Source organism: Paraburkholderia strydomiana (genome assembly GCF_031456815.1).
Taxonomy (GTDB): Bacteria; Pseudomonadota; Gammaproteobacteria; order Burkholderiales; family Burkholderiaceae; genus Paraburkholderia; species Paraburkholderia caledonica.
On sequence record NZ_JAVDVL010000001.1, the window covers coordinates 23,291 to 44,267 of the forward strand.

Sequence of the window (20,977 nt, forward strand, 5' to 3'; positions counted from 1 at the left end):
AAAGGATAGCCAGCGTCCCTGACGCGGCCACACTATGTTATATCGGCAACACTTGACGACGCCTTTAGGCCTGCGGGCCTCGCCCCAAGTTCACCTAACGTTCAGAGCGGCTGTAAACCGCGCGCTCCCGCCAGATCCGAGAGTTCCTTCTGAAGCGCAGCGAGAAATACATTCACGCGGTTGGGCACATATCGCCGGCTCGGAATGACGGCCCAGACCGACAGGTCCTCCATGGAGGCGTCCTGCAGACGCACTTCCACAAGCGAATTGTCAGCTAGCTGCCTGAATACATCCCAGTGGGTCAGCATAGCAATACCCAGTCCCTGCACCGCAGCCGTACGCGCCGCATCGACACTCGTGGTGGTAACGTAGCCTTCAATACGCTTGCGTATCAACTTGCCGTCGACGACGAGCGGCCATCGCCCGACGGCATCGAGTTTGATACAACGATGCTGGTCGAGGTCTGCGACCGTGTCAGGCCGCCCATACCGCTTGACATACCCGGGCGACACGCAAATAAGGCGTGGGTTCGGGGCAATCTTTCTGGCCACCAGTTCTGAATCTTCCAGTGGCGCAATGCGCAACGCGAGATCCAGTCCCTGCCCCACTATATCGACTTGCCGATCCGACAGATCGAGGTCGATACGAAGGTCAGGGTTGCTTTCCAGCAAGCCTGGCAGCATCGGCAAAACGACGGATTGTCCGAAACCACTTGGTGCGGTCATGCGCAACACGCCCGACGCGGTGCCCGGCGACGGACTCAGTTCCGCTCGCGCGCCCGCTTCCGCATCGACCATTGCCTTGGCGTACGGAACAAAAGCCTCGCCTTCCGCTGTCAGCGTCAGCGACCGAGTGGTCCGATGAAAGAGGCGCACTCCGAGGTCTTCTTCGAGCGCGGCAATGCGCCGCGAGACCTGCATAGGCACCACGTTCAGCTGACGCGCCGCCGCTGACAGGCTTCCTGCTGACGCTACGGCGAGGAATGTCTGAACGTCTGGAAGGAGCATCGGTTATATCCAAAAATGTTAGGGCGGCTTCACGGTCCAGGCTCTGTTTCCCGCTGCTCTCGCCGCCTACCATGCAATCACCTTCCTTCACGAGACGAGCGGCCAGATGAACGACTCAACCTCCCCTATCCTTTCCCCGTATAACCGCAACGGCATCACGGTACGCAACCGTATCGCCGTCGCGCCCATGACGCGTATTACGGCCACGGAACACGGGCAGCCCAAACCATGTTCGACTACTACAAGCGATTCGCGAAAGGTGGCTTCGGGCTGGTAACGACTGAAGGCATTTATACCGACAAGGCGTTCTCGCAAGGATACCGGTTTCAGCCGGGCCTGGCCGACGACGAACAGGCGAAGGCGTGGTCGGCGTTCAATCGGGAGATGCACGAGCATGGAACCCTTGTGTTCGCGCAACTCATGCATGCCGGCGCGCTGAGTCAAGGCAACGTTTACCGAAACCATACAGTCGGACCATCGGCCGTTCGCCCGAAGGGTGAACAGATGACGTTTTACTGGGGCGAGGGACTCTATCCTGAGCCGAAACAGATGACGGACGCCGAGATCGATGAGGCTATCCAAGGCTTCGCCGACGCGGCACGACGTGCCGTGAATATCGCCGGGTTCAACGGCGTGGAAATTCACGGCGCCAATGGATACCTCCTCGATCAGTTCCTGACGGCGGGTACCAATCGTCGGACCGACCGTTGGGGTGGCGACACGAAGGCCCGGACGCAACTGCTCGTCGATGTCGTGAACGCTGTCAGGCACAACGTTGGTGATGTCGTGCCCGTGGGCATCCGGATTTCGCAAGGCAAAGTCAATGACTTTGGTTCGAAGTGGTCGGGAGGCGAGGCGGATGCAGAAGTGATCTTCGGCGCACTTGCGGATGCGGGCATCGACTTCCTTCACGTGACCGAGCACGAGGCATGGCAACCAGCCTTCGAAGGCACGCACGACAGCCTCGTGACGCTGGCACGCCGTTATGCGCCCAACGTCACAATCACTGCAAACGGTGGCTTGCACACGGCTGAGCGGATTGAAAACGCACTGGCCGCCGGGGCAGATCTGGTGACGGTCGGACGCGGCGCGCTCGCCAATCCCGATCTGCCGAAACTGCTGGCAAAGCAGCGCGAACCCCGGACATTCGATAGTTCGATCCTTCAACCGATCGCCAGCATCAAGCCCGAAGAACTTGCGATGGAGGGTGGCCGATAGACAGACTCTTATTCGGCGACTTTCTATGCGCAGGTGGTAGAAACACCATGGAGGTCGTTCCCGCCGCGCGGTTCGACAGAACCGAAACGGTTCCGCCATGTGTTTGCGTGACCTCTTTCTCGAGTGCGTGACAGGTCCGGTTGGACCTGCCTCGCGGCAAGAATGACAAACACCGCCTCGGAATAAAACGGGCAAGGCGACCGCCTCGAAGGCGTCCCGGGCTCAAGAAATCCCGCATGCTGCCGTCAAAACGAAGGGTTCCCCGCCGCGGCCGGGTTATAGTGGCGCCCGCCGCACTTGTGACTCTTCTTCCAATGCAAACGACGCTTGTCCACCTGCCGTCCACGCCCCGACATAAAGTCATGGCCGCGGTTGTCGCCGTGCTGGCGATTGCCGCCGCCGTTCTGGTCTGGCCACATGCCAAAGATCCGGGCCCGGTAGTTCCGCCATTTCTCCCGGTGTTCTCGACCTGGGTTACCTTGACCGAGGCCCTGACGGCCCTGCTGCTGTGGACACAGTACGCGGTCTCAGGCCGGCTGCTGTTCGCGGCGCTCAGCGGCGCCTATTCGTTCACCAGTGTCGTCGCCGCTATCCAGTTGCTCGTCTTTCCGGGCGTGTTCTCCCCTACCGGCCTGTTAGGCGCGGGACCGCAGACGGCGGTGTGGATCTGGGTTTTCTGGCACGGCGGCTTTCCCGCGTTGGTGACGGCATCTTTGTTCGCCCGGTCGGTTCCCGCGAGCTTGACGCACCGCACTCTTGCCAGAGTCGTCGCGGTTGGCGCCGTCGCTGTGGCGGTCGGACTGTGCATCCTCGCCACCGCGGGACAATCTCACCTCCCGCCCTTGGTCGCGAAATCCGGTTCGTACACCCAGTTGTCGGACAGCCCCGCAGGGATCATTGTCGAAGCGCTTTGCCTCGCGGCGCTGGGGCTTCATGTGTCGACAACCCGCGTGCGCTCGTTGATGGACTTGTGGCTCGCCGTCGCGCTAGTCGGTGCGCTCATTGACGTGACACTCACCCTTTCGGCGGGTGCGCGATACAGCGTCGGATGGTACGCAGCGCGTGTCGCTTCGATGGTGTCGTCAAGCGCAGTGCTCGGCATGCTGATCTACGAGACTACGGGTCTGTATCGGCGACTGTCCGAGACGCACCGGAAACTCGTTGAGACCTCGGCACGCGACGGCCTCACCGGCGTTTTCAACCGTGCTTATTTCGACGACCGGTTCGCCCGTGAATTTTCGTTAGCTTCGATCAGCAAACAGCCGTTATGCGTCCTGCTGCTCGACGTCGACCATTTCAAGCAGTACAACGACACGTATGGACATATGGCCGGCGACGACTGCCTGAAGAAAGTCGCAGGGGCGCTATCAGGCACCTTGCGGCGGCAGGGCGATTTTGTCGCGCGCTACGGTGGCGAAGAGTTCGTAGTGGTTCTCCCGTCATGCGAACCGGCGGCGGGACTACGCGTCGCGCAATCGCTAAGAGCCGCTGTCGAGAAACTTGCGATCCGATCAGCGTCACCGGCCGGGGCCCCCGTCACCGTCTCGGTCGGCATGGCCAGCACTTTCCCAGATCCGCCCGAATCGGCGCCCGCCCTCTTGGGGCTGGCAGACACGGCCCTGTATCGGGCGAAGGCACGCGGTCGCAATCGGGTGGTCGAAGCTATGGATATTGCCGAGCGGCAGTCGGTCTCCGATAGCGAGGTTCCCATCGTTTCGGTCATTAAACCCTGACGCGCTACGCGGGCGGCCGGGAACCGGCGCCGCACCACGGTATGGGTCGCCTGGCTGTCCATCGATCTCAGGACCGCCAAGGTCTTCACGGGAGCCAACGCTAAACCTGTCCGACCAAAAAATCCTGAAGCGACGTCAAGACCTCATCTGGCGCATCCTCGGGAAGCAGATGCCCGCCGGGCAGCCCCTTGCCCGTCACGTTCGCTGCCCATCGGGACCAGGTGTCGAGAGGCAGTACGCTTCGGGCCTTCTGTTCGCTCTCGCTCCACAGTACAAGGACAGGACAGGCGAGTCTTCGTCCCGCAGCCGCATCGCTTGCATCGTGCTCCAGGTCCTCGGAAGCAGCGGCTCGATAGTCTTCGCATATGGCATGGCGCACCTGTGGTCTTCTGAATGCGGTTCGATAGGCGTCGAGGGCCAAGGGATCGATCCGCTCGAGACCGCCGGCCATCTTCGCCAGTGCAGTGTCGAGATAAGCGTCCGGGTCAGCCGCAAGCATTCGCTCAGGGAGATCGCCCGGCTGCGCCAGGAAGAACCAGTGCCAGGCGTTCAAAGCGAATGTCTTGTCGATAGATGCGAATGCATCGAGCGTCGGTATCACGGTCAGCGAGGCATATGCCGCAACGCATTGAGGATGGTCGAGCGCAAGCCGGTATCCGGCCCGAGCGCCCCGGTCATGCCCGATCACTGCGAAGCGCTCGTGCCCGAGTCGACCCATCAGCGCGACAAGCGCGCTGGCTACGCGACGTTTGGTCCAACGCGGCTGATCGTTGCGGGTGCGGCTGTCGCCGTACCCCGGCAGATCGGGCACGATGACGGTGTGCGACCTCGCGAGCGTCGGCGCAATGAATCGCCACGCGACGTGGGTTTGCGGGTAACCGTGCAAGAGCAGAACAGGCGATCCGCTCCCGCCGATCCTGCCGCGAAACGAGACATCGCCCGCTTCGACGTCCAGGCTCGCGAAGCCCGGAAAGAAGTCGTGTTCGTCTCCATGCGTCATGCTCATCTCCTCGTAAAACGTGGCTTCATTGCTGCGACGCTGACCTCACAAACTCCGCCAGATCGCGATTAAAACGCGCGGCTTCCTCGATGAACGGCGCGTGCCCCGAGTCCGCGTACACCTTGCTGACGATGCGCGGATTCAGCGCGGCCGCGCGAGCCAGCGTCGCATGCGTGTCGACCAGCGCGTCGTGACCGCCGTAGATGAAGAGCAGCGGGACGCGCGCCTTGCCGAGCCCCTCTGCAGCGAACACCGTCATTGTCGGCACTTCTTTTTGCATGTCCCACGATGCCATTGCGGCGTTCGCGAGCAGCCGGTCAAATGTATCGGCGTCAGGCCGATGGTTGAAACACAGGCCCACGAAGGTGCGCTCGCCGTCGAGATGCGTCTTCAGATCCGGCGAATTCATGTCCCGATACACATCGGGATGGTCGACGATCTGAACCGGCGCGAGCTCGACCACGCCGTCGACATACACGGCACCCGCGACCGCGCGATCGCCATACTTTGCGAGGTAGTTCGATATCACCACACCGCCGAGCGACCAGCCGACCAGGACGGGCTTGCGCGCGTGCGAGCCCTCGATCACCGCTGCGAGGTCGTCCCCCCAACGGTTTCCGTCGTGATATGGCTCCGGGCCGTACGGCTTATCCGACAGACCGTGGCCGCGCAGATCGTACGTAATGATCCGATATTGACGCAATTCGGGACTTTGCACCTGAGCTTCCCAGTTCAGGCGGCTACCGAGCAGCCCATGCACCAGAATGATTGGCGGACCGTCCGGATCACCGCTTTCCTGAACCGCCAGTTTCACCCCATCCGACGATGTCACCGTATAGCTGGTGGGCGCCGCGATCGCGTCGGGTGCGGATGCGAACAGTGTCGCTGCGCAGAACACGGCGATCAGAAAGCGAGGGAACGTTCGTAAGGTCATTGTCTTTCCCGAGGAAGTGTCAGTGCGGCTAGTCTCAACCCTTACACTGGTGTGATGGTCAAGCAAATTATGCTAGCCTGCTCTTTATGAAAGACACATCCTCACAGGAACTGCTGACGATCGGACAACTCTCGCAACTCACCGGCGCGAGCGTGCGATCAATCCGGCATTACGACGAACACGGTCTGCTTGCCTCGGTACGTGCGAGCAATGGCTATCGCATGTTCCCCGAGAAGGCAGTCACGCAGGTCAAGCAGGTTCAGCGCATGATCGCGACCGGTTTCACCATCGACGATATTCGCGGCTTTCCCGACTGCATGCTTTTAATCGAAGGCGCCCGCTCCTGCGACCAGATTACCGACGTCCAGCGGGCAAGACTCGAAGCCATCGATCGCCAGATCGCGGACCTCGAAAAGCGGCGCGAGCGGCTCATCAAGACCTTGCTGGAAGGTGCGGTGCCGCCCGTCGACTGAGGCGAACTGCGGCACACGGAGAGCGCCGTCAAACAGGAACATTGGACGCGGTTTTCTACCTGCGAGCGAGTGGGCCGTCGAACTCCCGTCCGCTTGCCTCTCTGCGCGATTCCCGATCACCAGCCAACTTCTCTCAAGCCGGCTGAGCCTCCGGAAACGTCCATTTGCCGTTCACAACTTCCGGCTTGGGCCGATACAGGCGTACCGTGTAGTTCCACCCTGCAGCGATGGGCAAACAGTTAGATGCTTTCCCGTCGCATCCGCCGAACTGAATATCCACCGAGCCGTCCGCGTTCCTGTGCGCGGTGGTGTTGTTCAACGAGTAGGCGTTGAGTGGATTCGGGTCGATCAGTCCGGCTGCGTTATACACGGTTACCGACCAGAAACCAATAACCGGTACGCCTCGGTCAACGTGGATCTTATAGATCGTCGTACCGTCATTTCTTGAAGGAGTCCGGGTGAGATAGATGGCATCTTTATCCGGATTTCCGCCCCATAAAGTTGCTGTACCGATGAGATGGTGCACCGGATCAACGTCACTCTCACGGCCAAACGATTTGCGCGCGCTAGGGAGAGTTGCCCCAAGTACCAGAAGCGCGTCGCGGACTTTCTTTTGGCTTGCCTCATCCCAGTTGGGCACGTCGAAACTTCCAACGTTTTTCTGCTCGATCCTGGTGTCGTCCTGCAACGCATGAGCCTTATCTGCCGGGGTTGTACACGACTTCCTGAGCATAGTGATTCTGGTTGATGACGATCATCGAACGGAAGCGCTTTCCCGCGTCGGGCAAGGTGATAGTCACCGGACCAGCATCGAGATCGAACACTGCCGAAGAATAGAGCGTATCCCGATTCACGCGCACGACGATCTGCTGGTCCACCGGAGCAATTTCCCTGTTGTGGAAGAATTTGCCGAATCCATTGCTTTTCACCACCTTAGCCAACTCGGCATCGGATTCTGCACGAATGAAATTGTCGGTGGTGACCGGTACCGGGACCGACTGTGCAAGCGCAGTCTGGATTGTCGCGAGCAGTGACAGCATCGCAACTGCAAAAGTGATTTTGTGTTTTCCCATGACGTCTCGCTAGTAGTTGGAAGTGACTTGAATCCGAAACTGACTCGTGGCCCGGCTTGAGTCATCAATTGATTCGCATGGCGGATTAAATGTAGTAAATAAGGTACAGGAAAGATAGGAAATACGCGAATCGCAGGTGATAGAAAACGCTTAACACGAGGCCACGCTGTCAATGAAACCCGATGTCAAATTCGATGACCAGGCAACGTTTAAGCTAATCGTAGGTCCCACAACACATCGAGTACATGTTGAGTGGAACGCTCAACGTACCCTGCCCGATGTGCGATGCCGAGCCGACGCCACAACGCCGGGCGCAGTGGACGCATGACAATCCGCCGATCGGGGACTGGCGTGGTGGCCTCATGGGGAAGCAGCGCTGCGCCGTACCCTGCCGCTACCAGACTCTTGATCGCGTCGTTGTAGTTGAGCTGGATGCGCGGCGCAGGATGATGCCCGGCGGTCGCAAACCACTCGGCCGTCAGGCGCGAGAGGCGTGTAGTCGCGTCATTGAGAATGAGAGGTTGAGCGGCGAGCCATTCAGGCGTCACCCGGGCGGGGCACCGCCAATGCGCCGGGACGAAGGCCATTACAGGGTCCCGGCGCCAGGGCTTTATCAGGAGTCCAGCCACGCGGGGCTGCGGCAGCGCGACCAGCCCGATATCCAGCGTCCCATCCGCCAGGCGCGACAGCGTTTCATGCGACGTGAGTACCGCAAGCTGAATATCGATTGCAGGGTTATTCTCGCGCAGCACCTCGAGCGCTTGCGGCAACAGGTACGCGATCACGCCGGTCGACGCACCGAGCCGCACGCGCCCTTCTATCCCCTGCACCTGGCGTTGAATATCGTCCAACGCCTGCTCCGCATCGGCCAGCAGTCGACGCGCGCGCTCCACTAGCACCTCACCAATTGCCGACGGCTTTACCTGACCGCGCTTTCTCGACAGGAGCGGCGCCCCGATGCGACTTTCGAGTTCAGCGATATGCAGGCTGACCGTCGGCGGCGCCAGATTCAACGCGCGCGCTGCATCGGCAAACGAGCCACGCTCGGTAATCGCAATCAGAGTACGCAGGCGGTCCAGACTGATCTCTCGCATGTCGACGTCCCGATTCAGGAAAACTGAATTGCAAAGTTATAAAATTCAACTTTTCCTATTCTAGCGGTTCGGTGAACATGGAGGCTCCTTCCGCCCATTACCACCATTCGGAGTATTTCGCGTATGAGCGCGCCCGTTATTTTCATCGATGGCGAACAAGGCACCACCGGACTGCAGATCCATGAAAGGCTGCGCAATCGGACCGACATCACGGTGTTCACGCTTGCCGCCGCGGAACGCAAAGATGCACGCCTTCGCGCAGAAGCCATCAACGCCTGCGACATCGCGATCCTCTGTTTGCCCGATGCCGCCGCACGCGAGGCGGTGAACGCCATCGTTAATCCTGCCGTCAGAGTCATCGACGCAAGTTCGGCCCACCGCACGCAGACGGGCTGGACATACGGCTTTCCGGAAATGACGTCGGGACAGCCTGAGCGCATTGCGAGCGCACGTCGGGTCACCAATCCCGGTTGCTACCCGACGGGTGCGATCGGCTTGCTGCGTCCGCTGTTGCAGGCCGGGCTGATACCCGACAACTACCCGCTCAGCATTCACGCGGTGTCCGGCTATTCTGGACGTGGACGTGCCGGAGTGGAGGAGCATGAAGGTCCCGATGCTATCACCGCGCCTTCATTCCAGGTATATGGTCTGGATCTCGCGCACAAGCACACGCCGGAGATCCAGCAGCACGCGCTGCTCGCGCAGCGTCCGATCTTCGTGCCTGCGTATGGGGCGTTCCGCCAGGGCATCGTGCTGACGGTGCCCTTACAGTTGCGGTTACTGGCACCCGGTGCGGATGGCGCGACGTTACACGCATGCCTCGCACGCCACTATGCCGAGGCGGCTCACGTGCGTGTCGTGCCGCTGCATGAATCGTGCGCTGAGAAGCACCTGGACCCGCAAGTGCTGAACGGTACCAACGACATGCGCTTAAGCGTATTTCCTGCCGCGGATCACGGGCACGTTCTGCTTTCTGCGGTTTTCGATAATCTTGGCAAAGGCGCATCCGGCGCTGCGGTTCAGAACCTGAACCTGATGCTCACGCAGCAATAGCGGCCGATGGGTTGGCCCAACGTTCGGCCGCACATGCAAGCCGGCAATGCGACATGAGGAATGGCTCGCTCTCCTGCCGGACATTCGATATGCATTTTTTTGCCACCGCGCGAGGCCCGGCACATTGATTGCTCCACAGGTATTAAGGATGCGGCAAACGGCTGCGTCCCAATTCTCTCTGACAAAGGAGGCAGAAATCATGAGCAAGGCAACGAGCGCGTTATTCGCGGCTGTCGCCGCACTCACGCTGTCGGGCGGCGCCTACGCACAGGCCGCCGGTGGCTCCGGTGGGAACGGTTCGGCAGGCAGCACGGCTAGCCCCGCAAACCAGGTGAATAGTGCAACGGGCGGCTACGGCACACCGGGCACCACCAATTCCGACAGCGGCATGTCCGGCCGTCCCAACTCGGGTCTGCCGAGCAGCGTCAACAGCGATTCGACTTCCGGCGCCACCGCACCGGTGGGCGGCAACAACACCTTGGCGACGCCGAGTGTGAAGTCGCCGGCATCGGGTAAGTAGAAGCAATTTCGTTGACTATCGGTGGCGATGAAGCCATCGTCACCGACCCGCTGTTCGCCATCTGGCACACGGTAAGACTGCTGCCCTCGCGACAGCGGGCTGCCCCATGCGTCGTCGTGGGGCACATGAGCTAGCGCCTACGATGGCGCGCGGCGAAATTCAGTTTCCCGATCGCAGACCGGCGTAGACCATCTTCGTGAACTGATCGCCGTTGAACACGAAATTCGCCCATTTTGCATCGAAGGCGGCGGTCGGCTTGGCGGCAATGATTTCGTCAAGCGACTTACCTTGCTGCTTCAGCGTCATCACGTTATTGCGTACCGTGACAAGCATGTCCCGGAACTCGATCAATTGAGTTCGCGTACCAACGGGGCCATGACCGGGGACAACGATCGTGTGATCAGTTGTGCGCGCAACAGCTTTGTTGGCCCAATTGATCGCGCCGTCGATACTGCCGCCGTCCTCGTTGTCGATGTATGGATAGATGCCGTTCCAGAATGTGTCGCCGAGAGCAAGCACATCGGCATTCTTGAAGTACACCCACAGATCGCCATCGGTATGGCCACCGCCGAAATTTTGCACTTCGACGCTGGTGCCCGAAAAATTGAAAGTCTTCTTGTGATCGATCAGGAGTGTCGGGCGCGCATCTACCGGCACCGGGTCGAAGGTCCAGTTCCACGCATTGACATGCGTCGTTTCAGTCAAATGCTTTGCGGTATTCCTTTGGGCGACGATAGTGGCACCCGCCTCATGCATCCACGCGTTGCCGTCGGTATGGTCCCAGTGCCAATGAGTATTGACCACGTATTTCAGCGGCGAGGGACCGATGGTGTCGAGCGCCGCCCGGACTTTTTGCTGCGACTTGCTGATGCCCGCATCCACCAGAAATTTACCGTCCCTGCCCGATAGAACCGTGATGTTGCCACCGGCCCCCATCAGCACCGTGATGTTTCCGCGTTGAGGATTGACGACGATGTCTTCATCGGCACGCCGCAGATATCTTGCGCCTGCACCGGTATGAAAATAGTCATCCGGCGTTGCACTCGTGCTCGTCGAGGACCGGCTCACGGGATCGGCCAAAGCTGACGTGGAAACTGGCAAAGAACTCGCAGCGATGGAAACCAGTACCAACACTAGCCTGGTTAATACGGCTTCTTTCGCAATCGTTCCGAGTCTGACAAGTACTTTCACTTTCATATCTCCCTTTTCATGGAGCGAACCACGTTTTCCGCTGAAGTCCAACGTGATTCGTATTAGCAGGCAGAAGTCACAACGCCCCGAAGATGCTTCACTGTCGACTCAGAACGGCTTGGTCGGCAGATACTTGCCGTCGAGCGTGATCACGGCCCGCGACCCACCCTCTGGATCGTCCACTTTCTTGATGCCCAGCTTGAAGTTGATCGCGCTGATAATGCCGTCGCCAAACTTCTCGTGCACGAGCGCCTTGAGGGTTGAGCCGTAGATCTGAACCATTTCATAGAACCGATAGATCGTCGGATCGGTCGGTACGCCCCCCGGGATGCTGCCGCGCACCGGAATGCTCTGTAACAGGCGTACGGCGCCTTCATCGAGACCGAGCTTGTCGGCGACGACCTTGGCAGCGTCGGCAGGCAGCGGATGCTGGCCGAGCAGCGCAGCCGTGACGAATGCGAGGCTGAGACCGGTACCTTCGTTGATCTGCTCAAAGGTCAGGTTCTTGCGGATCTTCGCGTCGATGATCACATCCGCGAGATTCTGGCGAGTGGTTTGGCTGAATTGCGACTGGGTCATGATGGTTCCTTCAGTTGATGAACAGGATTCAGGCAGCGCGCGAAAGTCGTGCAGGCGTTGCACAGACATGCGGATGCTCGGAGAGCGAAACAAAGCGGTCGGTCGTGCCGTCGAGCGCATCAATCGAACCGGTTTCGATGTTGTAGACCCAGCCGTGCAGCGCGAGATGCCCCTGTTCGAGCGCGAGTCTCACGGATGGGTGCGTCTTGATGTTCGCCAGCTGAGCGATCACGTTTTCGCGGACCATCGAGTCGACGCGCTCGCGCTCATTGGCGTGCACGCGCGCCTCGTTGACGACTCTCGCGGAATCCGCATAGCGCAACCAGTTGCGCACGGCGGGCATCTGGTCCAAACATTTGCAGGCGGCGATTGCGGTCATCGCGCCGCAATCCGAGTGGCCGCAGATCACGACGTCGGTGACACCGAGCGCCGACACAGCGTATTCGACCGTCGCCGAAACGCCGCCGGGTTCGGGACCGTACGACGGCACGATGTTGCCTGCGTTGCGTATCACGAACAGATCTCCCGGCTCACGCTGTGTAACGAGTTCGGGGACAAGCCGGCTGTCGGAACACGAGATAAAGAGAGTGCGCGGATTCTGGCTCGTGGCCAGTCGCTTGAACAACTCGGAGCGTCGGGGAAAGGCGTCGCGCTGGAACTTCAGGAAACCGTCAATGATGTCTTTCATCTCTTCGCCCCTCCGGCAAGTTGTGAACCGATGGTCGAAGCATGAATCCGTTCAACCATAGCGTCCAAGACCGGTTTATTATGGTTTCTATAGGGGACGCCTATAGTGAGGGACCATGCTGCTCCGACATATCCGCTACTTTCTCGCCGTGGCCGAGCATCGCAATTTCACGCGCGCGGCAGAGTCACTGCATGTCTCGCAGCCCACCTTGTCGCAGCAGATCAGGCAGCTCGAGGACACGTTATGCGTGCAACTGCTCGATCGAAGTGGCCGGACGATCCGGTTGACCGACGCCGGCGCGGCGTGGCTGCTCTATGCTCAACGAGCGCTTCAGGATCTGGACGCCGGCAGACGGGCTATTCACGACGTGCACGACCTGAGCCGTGGTTCATTGCGGCTCGGCATGACACCGACTTTCACCGCCTATCTCGTCGGACCGCTTGTCGACAGGTTCAACCAGCGTTATCCCGGCATCATCCTGAATATCGAGGAGATGTCGCAGGAACGGATGGAAGTACTGTTGAACGGAGACGAGCTGGATATGGGCATCGCGTTCGCAGACACGCATTCACCCGATATCGAAACTGAGCCTCTGCTGGTCGAGGCGCTCGCTGTCGTGGTCGGAAACTCGCATCCACGAGCGAGGAAGCGCGGCGCGCTAACGCCTCGCGACTTCGAACGGGAAGCTTGGGTACTGCTAAACGAAACGTTCGCCACGCGGCATTACATCGATCACTACTGCCGCGAGCACAGCGTGGCACCGCGCATAGCAGTAGAGGCCAACTCTATTAGCGCTGTCATCGGGATTGTCGGCTGCAGCCAGCTCGCGACCATACTGCCCGCGGCCATCGCGCGGCAAAACGGTGACCTGTCGCTCCTCAAGCTCGAACCTTCGTTACCGCAGCGAACCGCCGCGCTGTTGCGGCGCAAAGGTGCATATCGAACTGCCGCTGCGCGCGCGTTCGCTGAAGTCGCTACTGAAGTAAGTCAGAGCCTGTAGGCGTGATTCGCTCACGCACAAGCTTTTGTGCGCAGTCGCCCAAGTCGTTGCATTTTGTCGCCCGTACGATCTGCCATCGGTAGCGCCGCACCGACCGCATACTCTTACGGAGCCAAGCCAAGCATGCTTCACGAACTGCCAGCCATTACACGGAATGTCCACTGGGGCTACTTTGACGCGGCGCTAGCGCCCGCGCTGATCGTCGGGAGCGGCGATTTCGTGCGCGCCGAAGCGATCACGCATCATGCGGGCGACGCGCCCGATCTGATGATGGACGACACGGTGCGGGCGCTCTACGACACGATTCCGGAATCCGATCGGCAACCCGGCGTGCATCTCATGACGGGGCCGATCTTCGTGAGAGACGCAAGACCCGGCGACCTGCTCGAGGTGCGTTACTTACAAATGACCCCGCGTTTCAATTACGGCTCGAATCTCGCCGCGCACTGGGGTCATCTGTTTACCGACTTCGACAAAGAGCGGGTCACGATCTATGAGCTCGATCAGACGTCCAATACGGCTCACGCATTGTATGCATACGACTACCCCGGAAAATATCTGGTGCCCGGCAAGCGATCGGACGTTCGGGACTGCTGCCGGGAACTGGCGCTCGAAGGCATTCGTGTGCCGGTGCGCCCTCACCTCGGCACCGCAGGCGTCGCGCCCGACGTGGCTGGCCGCGTGAGCACTGTGCCACCAGGCGCGCATGGCGGCAATATCGATAATTGGCGCATCGGCGCTGGATCCACCATGTATTACCCAGTCGCGGTGGACGGTGGTCTATTCTCGATTGGCGACCCCCATGTATCGCAAGGCGATGGCGAGATTAGCGGCACCGCAATTGAGGCCTCGCTCAATGTGATGTTCCAGATCGTGTTGCGGCGGGACTTTACATTCCCTTCACCGTTGCTGGAGACGCCGGATTACTGGATCGTCCACGGTTTCGATGAAGACCTGAATATCGCGACCAGAAACGCTTCTCGCGATATGTTGCTTCTGCTCACCGAACGGCAAGGGTTATCGCGCGACGACGCCTATTCGCTGATGAGCGTGGCGGCCGATTTCTCCGTGACGCAGGTAGTCGATGGCCGTCAGGGCATTCACTGCAAGATCCCCCGCAGCATTTTTCCTCCGAAGAAACGACCTCGCGCGTGAGCTGTGCGCGCGCGCCACGGCGGTGCGCCCACGCACTGCCGTGGCGCAGCGCTGCGGCGCCGACCGGGCTGTTATCGATGGCACGGACATTGCCCTTGAACAACTCGACTGACGTTCGTCAGCGTACGGGAGCCTTGGGTTGGATCTACAGCGTTTCACCACCGAGTCATACGCCGAGACAGATCGCCTGCGAGCATGGAAAGAGGCGCTGGGCCGATTCGGCCTGCGTTCCGGCGCGCCTGAGGCAGCCGCGCCCCACTTGCATGGCACCGTCAGGTCACGCACGTCGACCAACGGCTTCGAGTTGATCGCGCTCGCCGCTTTCGCGCAAACCATCGAACTCAATGTCGACGGCGCAGACAGTCTTCTGATCGTGCTGCATATCGACGGCTGCCTGACGCTCGTTGCCGACGGTGCGAGCGAGAGCGTTGCTACCGGCGATATCGTCTATGCTTCCTCGCGCGAGGAAGCGCTCCTATCGTTCGCGTCAGACTTTCGAGCGTTTGTGATCCGAGTGCCCCGAGCTGCGATCAACGCACGTCTTCTAACACCGTTTTCATTGCGTGCCGGGCGGTTGCCAGGCGACGCCGGTATCGGCCATGTGTTTTCCGGCTTTCTGCGCTCGGTTGCGGAAAGCGTGGAAACGTTGACGCTCGACGAGTTGCGTCCACTGGAACTCGCGCTTGCGGAGTTCCTCGTCGCGTCTCTTGTCGGTCATGACAAGGAAGGCAGCTTCAGTGGTCTCACCCCATCTCAAGCCGCCCTTTTCTCGCGCGTGTGCCGAACGATCGAGGCCAATCTGGCCGATCCGGATCTCGGGCTCACATCGATAGCGAAACAGGAGCGCGTCTCGCCGCGTTACCTACAGAAGCTGTTCGAAGCAGTCGGACAGAATTTCTCGACTTATCTGCGCTCGCGCAGGCTGGAGCGTTGCCGCGCAGATCTGGTCAATCCTCTATATGAAAAGCTCTCCATTGCCGATGTCTGCTTCCGCTGGGGTTTCAATGACGCGGCCTATTTCAGCCGCGCGTTCCGGGAGCAATATCGGGCATCGCCGCGCACGTTCCGGCACGAAGCGAGTCTCGAACTAGCGCGCCATCTCGTGCGGCGGATCTCACGCGGCTTGCCCGTCAACGCGGGAAACCTGCTCGTGCATGCGCAACTCGCCGGCCAGGGTGCCGTTCAGGAAGCCGCGGACGAGCCGTACGTTGCGACGCAACCCGAAGTTCCTTCCCCATCGCCCACTCCCGAGTCCAGCAAGCCGCGTCATCATCTGCTGCGCGCAACCGCCAATACGATTCATTGGGGCTACTTCAGTCACGATCTCAAGCCCGTGCTGGAAATCGACAGTGCAGACACCGTGACTATCGAAACACTCACGCAACACGCAGCAGACGACTGGGAGCGGATGGTGCGCGGCGATCCTGGCGCCGAAAGCGTGTTCCACTGGACCGCAGCGCGTAAGAACGTGAACCGGCGCGGCGCGGGGCCCATGGATGCGTCGATTTACGGCCGTGGCGCGGGAGAAGGCTTCGGCGTGCACATCTGCACCGGACCTATCGCCGTGCGCGGCGCGCAACCCGGCGACGTGCTGGAAGTGCGTATCCTCGACATTCACCCGCGACGGTGCGCCAATCCGAAATTCGCCGGCCGTGCGTTCGGCAGCAATGCTGCCGCGTGGTGGGGATTCCACTATCGCGAGCTATTGACCGAGCCGAAACCGCGCGAGGTCGTCACCATCTATGAACTCGATGCGGACGCAACCGACAGCGAGACCGCCTGCGCCCGCGCCGTGTACAACTTCCGCTGGACACCCCAGCGCGATCCTTTCGGCGTGATGCATCCGACAATCGATTATCCCGGCGTGCCGGTCGATCATTCGACAGTGGTTGAGAATCACGACATCCTGAAGAATGTCCAGATTCCGGTGCGTCCGCATTTTGGCGTGATCAGCGTCGCGCCGCAGCAGGATGGGCTGATCGATTCAATTCCGCCTTCGACCTTCGGCGGAAATCTCGACAACTGGCGCGTCACCCGCGGCGCGAGCGTGTTCTTGCCGGTCGGGGTGCCCGGCGCCCTTCTCTCTATCGGCGACCCGCATGCGTCGCAAGGAGACTCGGAACTGTGCGGCACCGCGATCGAGTGTTCGCTCACCGGCGAATTCCAGGTAGTGCTTCACAAGAAAGAAAAGCTCGCCAACCAGGTGTACGCCGACCTCACGTATCCGTTAGTGGAAACCGCAGACGAATGGGTACTCCACGGCTTCAGCTATCCAAACTATCTGGCCGAGTTCGGTACCAGCGCGCAAAGCGCCGTGTACGAAAAATCCACCCTTGACCTCGCGATGCGCGACGCTTTCATCAAAACGCGGCGTTTCCTCATGACGACCAAGGGCCTGTCCGAGGACGAGGCGATTTCGCTGATCTCAGTCGCGATCGACTTCGGTGTGACGCAGGTGGTAGACGGCAATTGGGGCGTGCACGCGATCATCCGGAAATCGCTGTTCTCCGCGTGACGTAGCGTGACGTAGCAAGCGGCGGCTTCAATACGCGCGCGTACAAGAGTTTGTTCGCAGCAAGCTCGATGCGGCGATTTTGGCTTCCGTACGATGGGTCCTGACGTGAACACAGGCGTTCGCGCCGTTCGACAGGACACTGCACCATGGATTCTCCCGCATATCGCGCGCTGGCCGGCCACGGGCGCTTTGACTATTCGCCGATCGGCGGCCGCCCTGTCTATCGCTGGCCCGACGGTTCCCGCCTCGCTGTCTACATCGGTTTCAACATCGAACATTTTGCGTTCGGTGAAGGACTGGGCCCCACCATCGGTCCAGTGATGCCTGAGCCAGACGTACTGAATCACGCATGGCGCGAGTACGCCTTGCGCGTGGGAGCATGGCGCTGTCTCGATCTGTTCGATGAACTGGCGCTACCGGTAGCGGGCATCATCAATACCGCGCTCTATGATCACTGCCCTGACCTGGTCGCCGCGTTCGCCCAACGTGGCGATGAACTTGTCGCCCACGGCCATACCAATTCAGAAAGACAGGGAACGCTGTCCGAGGCCGACGAACGTGCGCTGATCGTGGCATGTCGCGAGCGGATCGCCGTGGAAAGTGCACAGCAACCGGCGGGCTGGTTATCGCCGTGGTTGTCCGAGAGTCATGTCACCAGCGATCTCGTGGCGGAAGCGGGTTACCAGTACACGCTCAACTGGTGTCACGACGATCAACCCACGCGCCTCGTTACACGCAACGGTCAGCCGCTGTGGGCTATTCCGTACCCGGAAGAGGTCAACGATATTCCAATGATCCTCGCGCGTCAGATGGACGCAAGGTCGTTCGCCGATCTGGTGATAGATCACTTCGAGGAGATGCTGCGGCAATCCACCCGCGAGCCGCTGGTGATGGGCATTGCCTTGCACGCATACCTGGCAGGACAGCCGCACCGCCTGGTTCACTTGCGCCGAGCGCTCGAGCATATCGTCCGCGCGCGCGACGAAGGCCGCATCTGCATCACTACGCCCGGTTCGATCGCAAGTCACATGGACTTCCTTGGCCATTGACTCCCCCTCTTCTCGCATCGCCATACCACCTGTTTAACCGATATTTTTTTCAACCTCTTCAAAGGTCCCGCCATGTCCATGTCAAAAGCGTTCAAGCTTCTCTTATGCGCTGTCACCAGCCTTCTTCTCGCACAAGGCGCATCCGCTCAATCGTGCGAGCCGTCGAAAGTGGCACAGAAATATCCGTCGCTGGCCGGAAAGACCATCAAGATCGGCGTCGATCCGGAGTCGCCGCCGTATGCGTTTCGTGACAGCAAGGACTTCAACAAGATTATCGGCGCCGATGCCGACATGGCCCGCGCCGTGTTCGATTGCGCGGGCGTTAAAACGGAGTTCTTCACCGCCGGCTGGCCTGGTCTGCTGCCGGCACTGCGCGCCGGACAGATCGATGTGATGTGGGACCTGCTGTACTACACGCCCGAACGCGCAAAGGAAACGACTTTCGTCACGTATATGCAGGCCGGTACTGGCGGCCTGGTGGCCGCCGGCAACCCGAAGAAAATCGATGACATCGCAAAGCTCTGCGGCCTTACCGTCACAGCGGGCATCGGCACCGTCGAACTGACGATGGCGCAAGCGCAGGCCGCGAAGTGCAAGGCCGAAGGCAAATCGGACGTGACCATCATGACTTCAGCCGATATCGCGTCGGGTGCACGCCTTGTCGCCAGTCATCGCGCCGACGTGATGATGTACGACTTGGCGCTCGTCGACGGTCTCGCGAAACAGAACCCGCAGCTCTACACCCGCGGATTCATGGTGACGAGCGGCATGAAGATCGGCGTGGGTGTGAAGAAAGGCAACGCCGATATGATCGCCGCCGTGTCCGACGGACTCAGGATCATGCAGGCGAATCAGACTCAGAAGAAAACGTTTCAGCACTACGGCGTGGATCCGTCGCTCGAAATGCCGAGCACGCTGCTTACTCAATAAAGGCTGCCTGCGCGGCACGCCGTTGGTGTGTCCGTAGCGTCATGAATCAGGTTCTGACATGAAGGCATTTCGTATCAAACAAAACGTCGTCGGCGCACTCGGTATTGCAGCCATGCTGGTCTTTCAGCCGGCGATGGCCGCCGGTCTTGATGGCGTCCAGGTGCTCGACGGTTTCAGGGAACTGGTGGGTTACGTCGGCTCGCCGTTCCTGCTCGGCGGCGCGTGGATTGCGGTGAAAATCACGCTGATCGCAATGGCGATTGGGCTTGTTCTCGGCCTCGGTCTTGCGCTGATGCGGCTCTCTCGGTTCAGGACTTTGAACTCGGCGGCGTGGGGCTACATCTGGTTCGTGCGCGGGACACCGCAACTGCTACAGCTTGTCTTTATCTTCGATGCTTTGCCGCTGATTGGTCTGCGCTTCGATGAAGTCTCGACTGCTGTTATTGGCTTCGCATTGAACGAGGCTGCGTTCAGCGCTGAACTGTTTCGTGCGGGCATCTTGTCGGTGAACCGGTCGCAATCCATTGCGGCCGCGGCACTCGGCATGGGACCGTTGTTGACGTTACGCCGCATCATCCTGCCGCAGTCCATGCGGGCGGTGATTCCAGGTCTCGCCAACGACACCATCGGCATGTTGAAGCTGACGTCGATTGCCTCGGTAATTTTCGTCAACGAGCTCACGTTTCGCTCACAACAGGTCGTCGGTCAGAACTTCAAGTTCTTCACTGTCTTCGGCGCGGCGGCGGTGATCTATCTGTTCCTGACGAGCGGGATCTCATTAGCTCAGGTATGGCTCGAACGCCTCTTCGATCACGAGCGCGACCGCAAACTTACATTCTCGTGGTTCGGACTGCGCGCTTCGACGCTAGATGCGAAACAGCCCGACGCACAAGTTGTCTTGCCGGTCGCCGCTCAGGTGGCGGAGCCGAATGATCACGCATGGATCGGCACGCTACTGCCCGCCGAAAGCCGCACGCCACGGCAGCGCGACGAACCGTTCGTCGCGTGCAGGAACGTCTGGAAATCGTATGGCAAACGCGAAATTTTGCGCGGCGTCGATCTGTCGATCGCGCACGGCGAAGTGGTCGTCATTCTGGGGCCGAGCGGTTCCGGAAAAAGCACGTTGCTCAAGCTCATCAATCATCTTGAACCGCTCGACTGGGGGACGATCAAGGTCGATTCACAGTACGTGGGTTACCGGGAAGTGCCGGGCGGCGGCGGCACGGTGCGGCCGCTGCACAACCTCGCACGAGCACGCGCCGAAGCGCGCGTGGGCATGGTATTTCAGCATTTCAATCTGTTCAGTCATTTGAGTGCGCTCGACAATATTGTGGAAGCACAACGGCAGGTCTATGACGTGCCGCGCGCCGAAGCAGAAGCGCTTGGCCGGGACCTGTTGAAAAGCGTGGGCCTCGCCGCGCATGAAGATTTTTTGCCGCATCGGTTATCGGGCGGGCAGCAGCAGCGAGTGGCGATTGCGCGCGCGCTCGCGATCAAGCCCAAGCTAATGCTTTTCGACGAGCCGACTTCAGCTCTCGATCCAGAACTTGTCGGAGAAGTGCTTGGCGTGATGCGAGGGCTCGCTGATGCCGGCATGACGATGATCGTCGTTACCCACGAAATCCGCTTTGCCCGCGATGTCGCCGACCGCGTCGTTTTCATGGATGGCGGCGAAGTCATCGAACAGGGTACGCCGCAGCAGCTTATCGACAACCCGACTCACGAACGCACTCGAAAATTCCTTAACGTCGTCGCCAATTGAATA

General features: G+C 60.2%; 19 protein-coding genes and 1 pseudogene. 11 read left to right on the plus strand and 9 right to left on the minus strand.

The annotated features are described in order from the left end of the window. Positions 1–101: 101 nt before the first annotated feature. Positions 102–1,007 (minus strand): LysR family transcriptional regulator, encoded by a 906-nt coding sequence (locus J2W46_RS00090; protein WP_310350252.1) that lies wholly within the window; start codon positions 1,005–1,007, stop codon positions 102–104. 106 nt (positions 1,008–1,113) lie between these two features. On the opposite strand from J2W46_RS00090, the pseudogene J2W46_RS00095 reads away from it, so the two are divergent. Both J2W46_RS00095 and J2W46_RS00100 read left to right on the plus strand, forming a co-directional pair. After that, positions 1,114–2,225, plus strand: a pseudogene (locus tag J2W46_RS00095) (NADH:flavin oxidoreductase). A gap of 236 nt (positions 2,226–2,461) precedes the next feature. Further along, positions 2,462–3,958: a sensor domain-containing diguanylate cyclase gene (locus J2W46_RS00100; protein WP_310350253.1), complete on the plus strand. Its 1,497-nt coding sequence runs from the start codon at positions 2,462–2,464 to the stop codon at positions 3,956–3,958. 100 nt (positions 3,959–4,058) lie between these two features. On the opposite strand, the gene J2W46_RS00105 is transcribed toward J2W46_RS00100, so the two are convergent. Both J2W46_RS00105 and J2W46_RS00110 read right to left on the minus strand, forming a co-directional pair. Further along, positions 4,059–4,958, minus strand: a complete 900-nt coding sequence (locus J2W46_RS00105; RefSeq protein WP_310350256.1) for an alpha/beta fold hydrolase — start codon at positions 4,956–4,958, stop codon at positions 4,059–4,061. A 25-nt stretch (positions 4,959–4,983) separates the two neighbouring features. Further along, a complete protein-coding gene (locus J2W46_RS00110) occupies positions 4,984–5,892 on the minus strand; it encodes an alpha/beta fold hydrolase (RefSeq protein ID WP_310350259.1) in 909 nt (302 codons plus the stop codon). An 86-nt stretch (positions 5,893–5,978) separates the two neighbouring features. Here J2W46_RS00110 and J2W46_RS00115 point away from each other — a divergent pair, with 86 nt between their 5' ends. Continuing rightward, positions 5,979–6,365, plus strand: coding sequence for a MerR family transcriptional regulator (locus J2W46_RS00115; RefSeq protein ID WP_310350262.1), 387 nt, complete (start codon positions 5,979–5,981; stop codon positions 6,363–6,365). A 133-nt stretch (positions 6,366–6,498) separates the two neighbouring features. Here J2W46_RS00115 and J2W46_RS00120 read toward each other — a convergent pair whose 3' ends face one another. The 3 genes from J2W46_RS00120 to J2W46_RS00130 form a co-directional block, all read right to left on the minus strand. Next, a complete protein-coding gene (locus tag J2W46_RS00120; RefSeq protein WP_310350264.1) occupies positions 6,499–7,053 on the minus strand; it encodes a DUF1214 domain-containing protein in 555 nt (184 codons plus the stop codon). Between the two features lie 10 nt (positions 7,054–7,063). Beyond that, complete coding sequence (locus tag J2W46_RS00125) at positions 7,064–7,438, minus strand: DUF1254 domain-containing protein (RefSeq protein ID WP_310350267.1); 375 nt, start codon at positions 7,436–7,438, stop codon at positions 7,064–7,066. Positions 7,439–7,647: 209 nt separating this feature from the next. Continuing rightward, a complete protein-coding gene (locus tag J2W46_RS00130; RefSeq protein WP_310350270.1) occupies positions 7,648–8,532 on the minus strand; it encodes a LysR family transcriptional regulator in 885 nt (294 codons plus the stop codon). A gap of 123 nt (positions 8,533–8,655) precedes the next feature. Between J2W46_RS00130 and argC the strand changes: the two genes are divergently transcribed. Next, positions 8,656–9,585 (plus strand): N-acetyl-gamma-glutamyl-phosphate reductase, encoded by a 930-nt coding sequence (argC, locus tag J2W46_RS00135; protein WP_310350273.1) that lies wholly within the window; start codon positions 8,656–8,658, stop codon positions 9,583–9,585. Positions 9,586–9,784: 199 nt separating this feature from the next. Then, positions 9,785–10,105 carry a hypothetical protein gene (locus J2W46_RS00140; protein ID WP_020067687.1) on the plus strand — a complete coding sequence of 107 codons (321 nt, stop codon included), beginning with the start codon at positions 9,785–9,787 and terminating at the stop codon, positions 10,103–10,105. A 159-nt stretch (positions 10,106–10,264) separates the two neighbouring features. On the opposite strand, the gene J2W46_RS00145 is transcribed toward J2W46_RS00140, so the two are convergent. The 3 genes from J2W46_RS00145 to J2W46_RS00155 all read right to left on the minus strand — a co-directional run bounded on the left by J2W46_RS00145 (position 10,265) and on the right by J2W46_RS00155 (position 12,563). Further along, a complete protein-coding gene (locus tag J2W46_RS00145) occupies positions 10,265–11,302 on the minus strand; it encodes an MBL fold metallo-hydrolase (RefSeq protein ID WP_310350276.1) in 1,038 nt (345 codons plus the stop codon). A gap of 102 nt (positions 11,303–11,404) precedes the next feature. Next, entirely contained in the window at positions 11,405–11,875 is a 471-nt protein-coding gene (gene cynS, locus J2W46_RS00150; protein WP_310350278.1) for a cyanase, read from the minus strand. Positions 11,876–11,903: 28 nt separating this feature from the next. Beyond that, positions 11,904–12,563, minus strand: a complete 660-nt coding sequence (locus J2W46_RS00155; protein ID WP_310350281.1) for a carbonic anhydrase — start codon at positions 12,561–12,563, stop codon at positions 11,904–11,906. A 115-nt stretch (positions 12,564–12,678) separates the two neighbouring features. Here J2W46_RS00155 and cynR point away from each other — a divergent pair, with 115 nt between their 5' ends. The 6 genes from cynR (at position 12,679) to J2W46_RS00185 (ending at position 20,974) form a co-directional block, all read left to right on the plus strand. Continuing rightward, positions 12,679–13,563, plus strand: a complete 885-nt coding sequence (cynR, locus tag J2W46_RS00160; RefSeq protein ID WP_310350283.1) for a transcriptional regulator CynR — start codon at positions 12,679–12,681, stop codon at positions 13,561–13,563. A gap of 123 nt (positions 13,564–13,686) precedes the next feature. Then, positions 13,687–14,718, plus strand: a complete 1,032-nt coding sequence (locus J2W46_RS00165) for an acetamidase/formamidase family protein (protein ID WP_310350285.1) — start codon at positions 13,687–13,689, stop codon at positions 14,716–14,718. Between the two features lie 139 nt (positions 14,719–14,857). Then, positions 14,858–17,233 (plus strand): acetamidase/formamidase family protein, encoded by a 2,376-nt coding sequence (locus tag J2W46_RS00170; RefSeq protein WP_310350287.1) that lies wholly within the window; start codon positions 14,858–14,860, stop codon positions 17,231–17,233. Between the two features lie 146 nt (positions 17,234–17,379). Continuing rightward, on the plus strand, positions 17,380–18,282 hold the full coding sequence (locus J2W46_RS00175; RefSeq protein WP_310350291.1) for a polysaccharide deacetylase family protein: 903 nt from the start codon (positions 17,380–17,382) through the stop codon (positions 18,280–18,282). Positions 18,283–18,354: 72 nt separating this feature from the next. After that, positions 18,355–19,212 carry an ABC transporter substrate-binding protein gene (locus tag J2W46_RS00180; RefSeq protein ID WP_087750801.1) on the plus strand — a complete coding sequence of 286 codons (858 nt, stop codon included), beginning with the start codon at positions 18,355–18,357 and terminating at the stop codon, positions 19,210–19,212. A gap of 58 nt (positions 19,213–19,270) precedes the next feature. After that, positions 19,271–20,974 (plus strand): amino acid ABC transporter permease/ATP-binding protein, encoded by a 1,704-nt coding sequence (locus J2W46_RS00185; protein WP_310350293.1) that lies wholly within the window; start codon positions 19,271–19,273, stop codon positions 20,972–20,974. Positions 20,975–20,977: the final 3 nt, after the last annotated feature.

Coding starts and splice junctions, on each gene's coding strand:
- J2W46_RS00185 (WP_310350293.1), top strand. CDS start 19,271: ATGAAGGCATTTCGTATCAAACAAAACGTCGTCGGCGCACTCGGTATT.
- argC (WP_310350273.1), top strand. CDS start 8,656: ATGAGCGCGCCCGTTATTTTCATCGATGGCGAACAAGGCACCACCGGA.
- cynS (WP_310350278.1), bottom strand. CDS start 11,875: ATGACCCAGTCGCAATTCAGCCAAACCACTCGCCAGAATCTCGCGGAT.
- J2W46_RS00155 (WP_310350281.1), bottom strand. CDS start 12,563: ATGAAAGACATCATTGACGGTTTCCTGAAGTTCCAGCGCGACGCCTTT.
- J2W46_RS00175 (WP_310350291.1), top strand. CDS start 17,380: ATGGATTCTCCCGCATATCGCGCGCTGGCCGGCCACGGGCGCTTTGAC.
- cynR (WP_310350283.1), top strand. CDS start 12,679: ATGCTGCTCCGACATATCCGCTACTTTCTCGCCGTGGCCGAGCATCGC.
- J2W46_RS00105 (WP_310350256.1), bottom strand. CDS start 4,958: ATGACGCATGGAGACGAACACGACTTCTTTCCGGGCTTCGCGAGCCTG.
- J2W46_RS00130 (WP_310350270.1), bottom strand. CDS start 8,532: ATGCGAGAGATCAGTCTGGACCGCCTGCGTACTCTGATTGCGATTACC.
- J2W46_RS00100 (WP_310350253.1), top strand. CDS start 2,462: ATGCTGCCGTCAAAACGAAGGGTTCCCCGCCGCGGCCGGGTTATAGTG.
- J2W46_RS00115 (WP_310350262.1), top strand. CDS start 5,979: ATGAAAGACACATCCTCACAGGAACTGCTGACGATCGGACAACTCTCG.
- J2W46_RS00145 (WP_310350276.1), bottom strand. CDS start 11,302: ATGAAAGTGAAAGTACTTGTCAGACTCGGAACGATTGCGAAAGAAGCC.
- J2W46_RS00110 (WP_310350259.1), bottom strand. CDS start 5,892: ATGACCTTACGAACGTTCCCTCGCTTTCTGATCGCCGTGTTCTGCGCA.
- J2W46_RS00165 (WP_310350285.1), top strand. CDS start 13,687: ATGCTTCACGAACTGCCAGCCATTACACGGAATGTCCACTGGGGCTAC.
- J2W46_RS00180 (WP_087750801.1), top strand. CDS start 18,355: ATGTCCATGTCAAAAGCGTTCAAGCTTCTCTTATGCGCTGTCACCAGC.
- J2W46_RS00140 (WP_020067687.1), top strand. CDS start 9,785: ATGAGCAAGGCAACGAGCGCGTTATTCGCGGCTGTCGCCGCACTCACG.
- J2W46_RS00090 (WP_310350252.1), bottom strand. CDS start 1,007: ATGCTCCTTCCAGACGTTCAGACATTCCTCGCCGTAGCGTCAGCAGGA.
- J2W46_RS00125 (WP_310350267.1), bottom strand. CDS start 7,438: ATGGGAAAACACAAAATCACTTTTGCAGTTGCGATGCTGTCACTGCTC.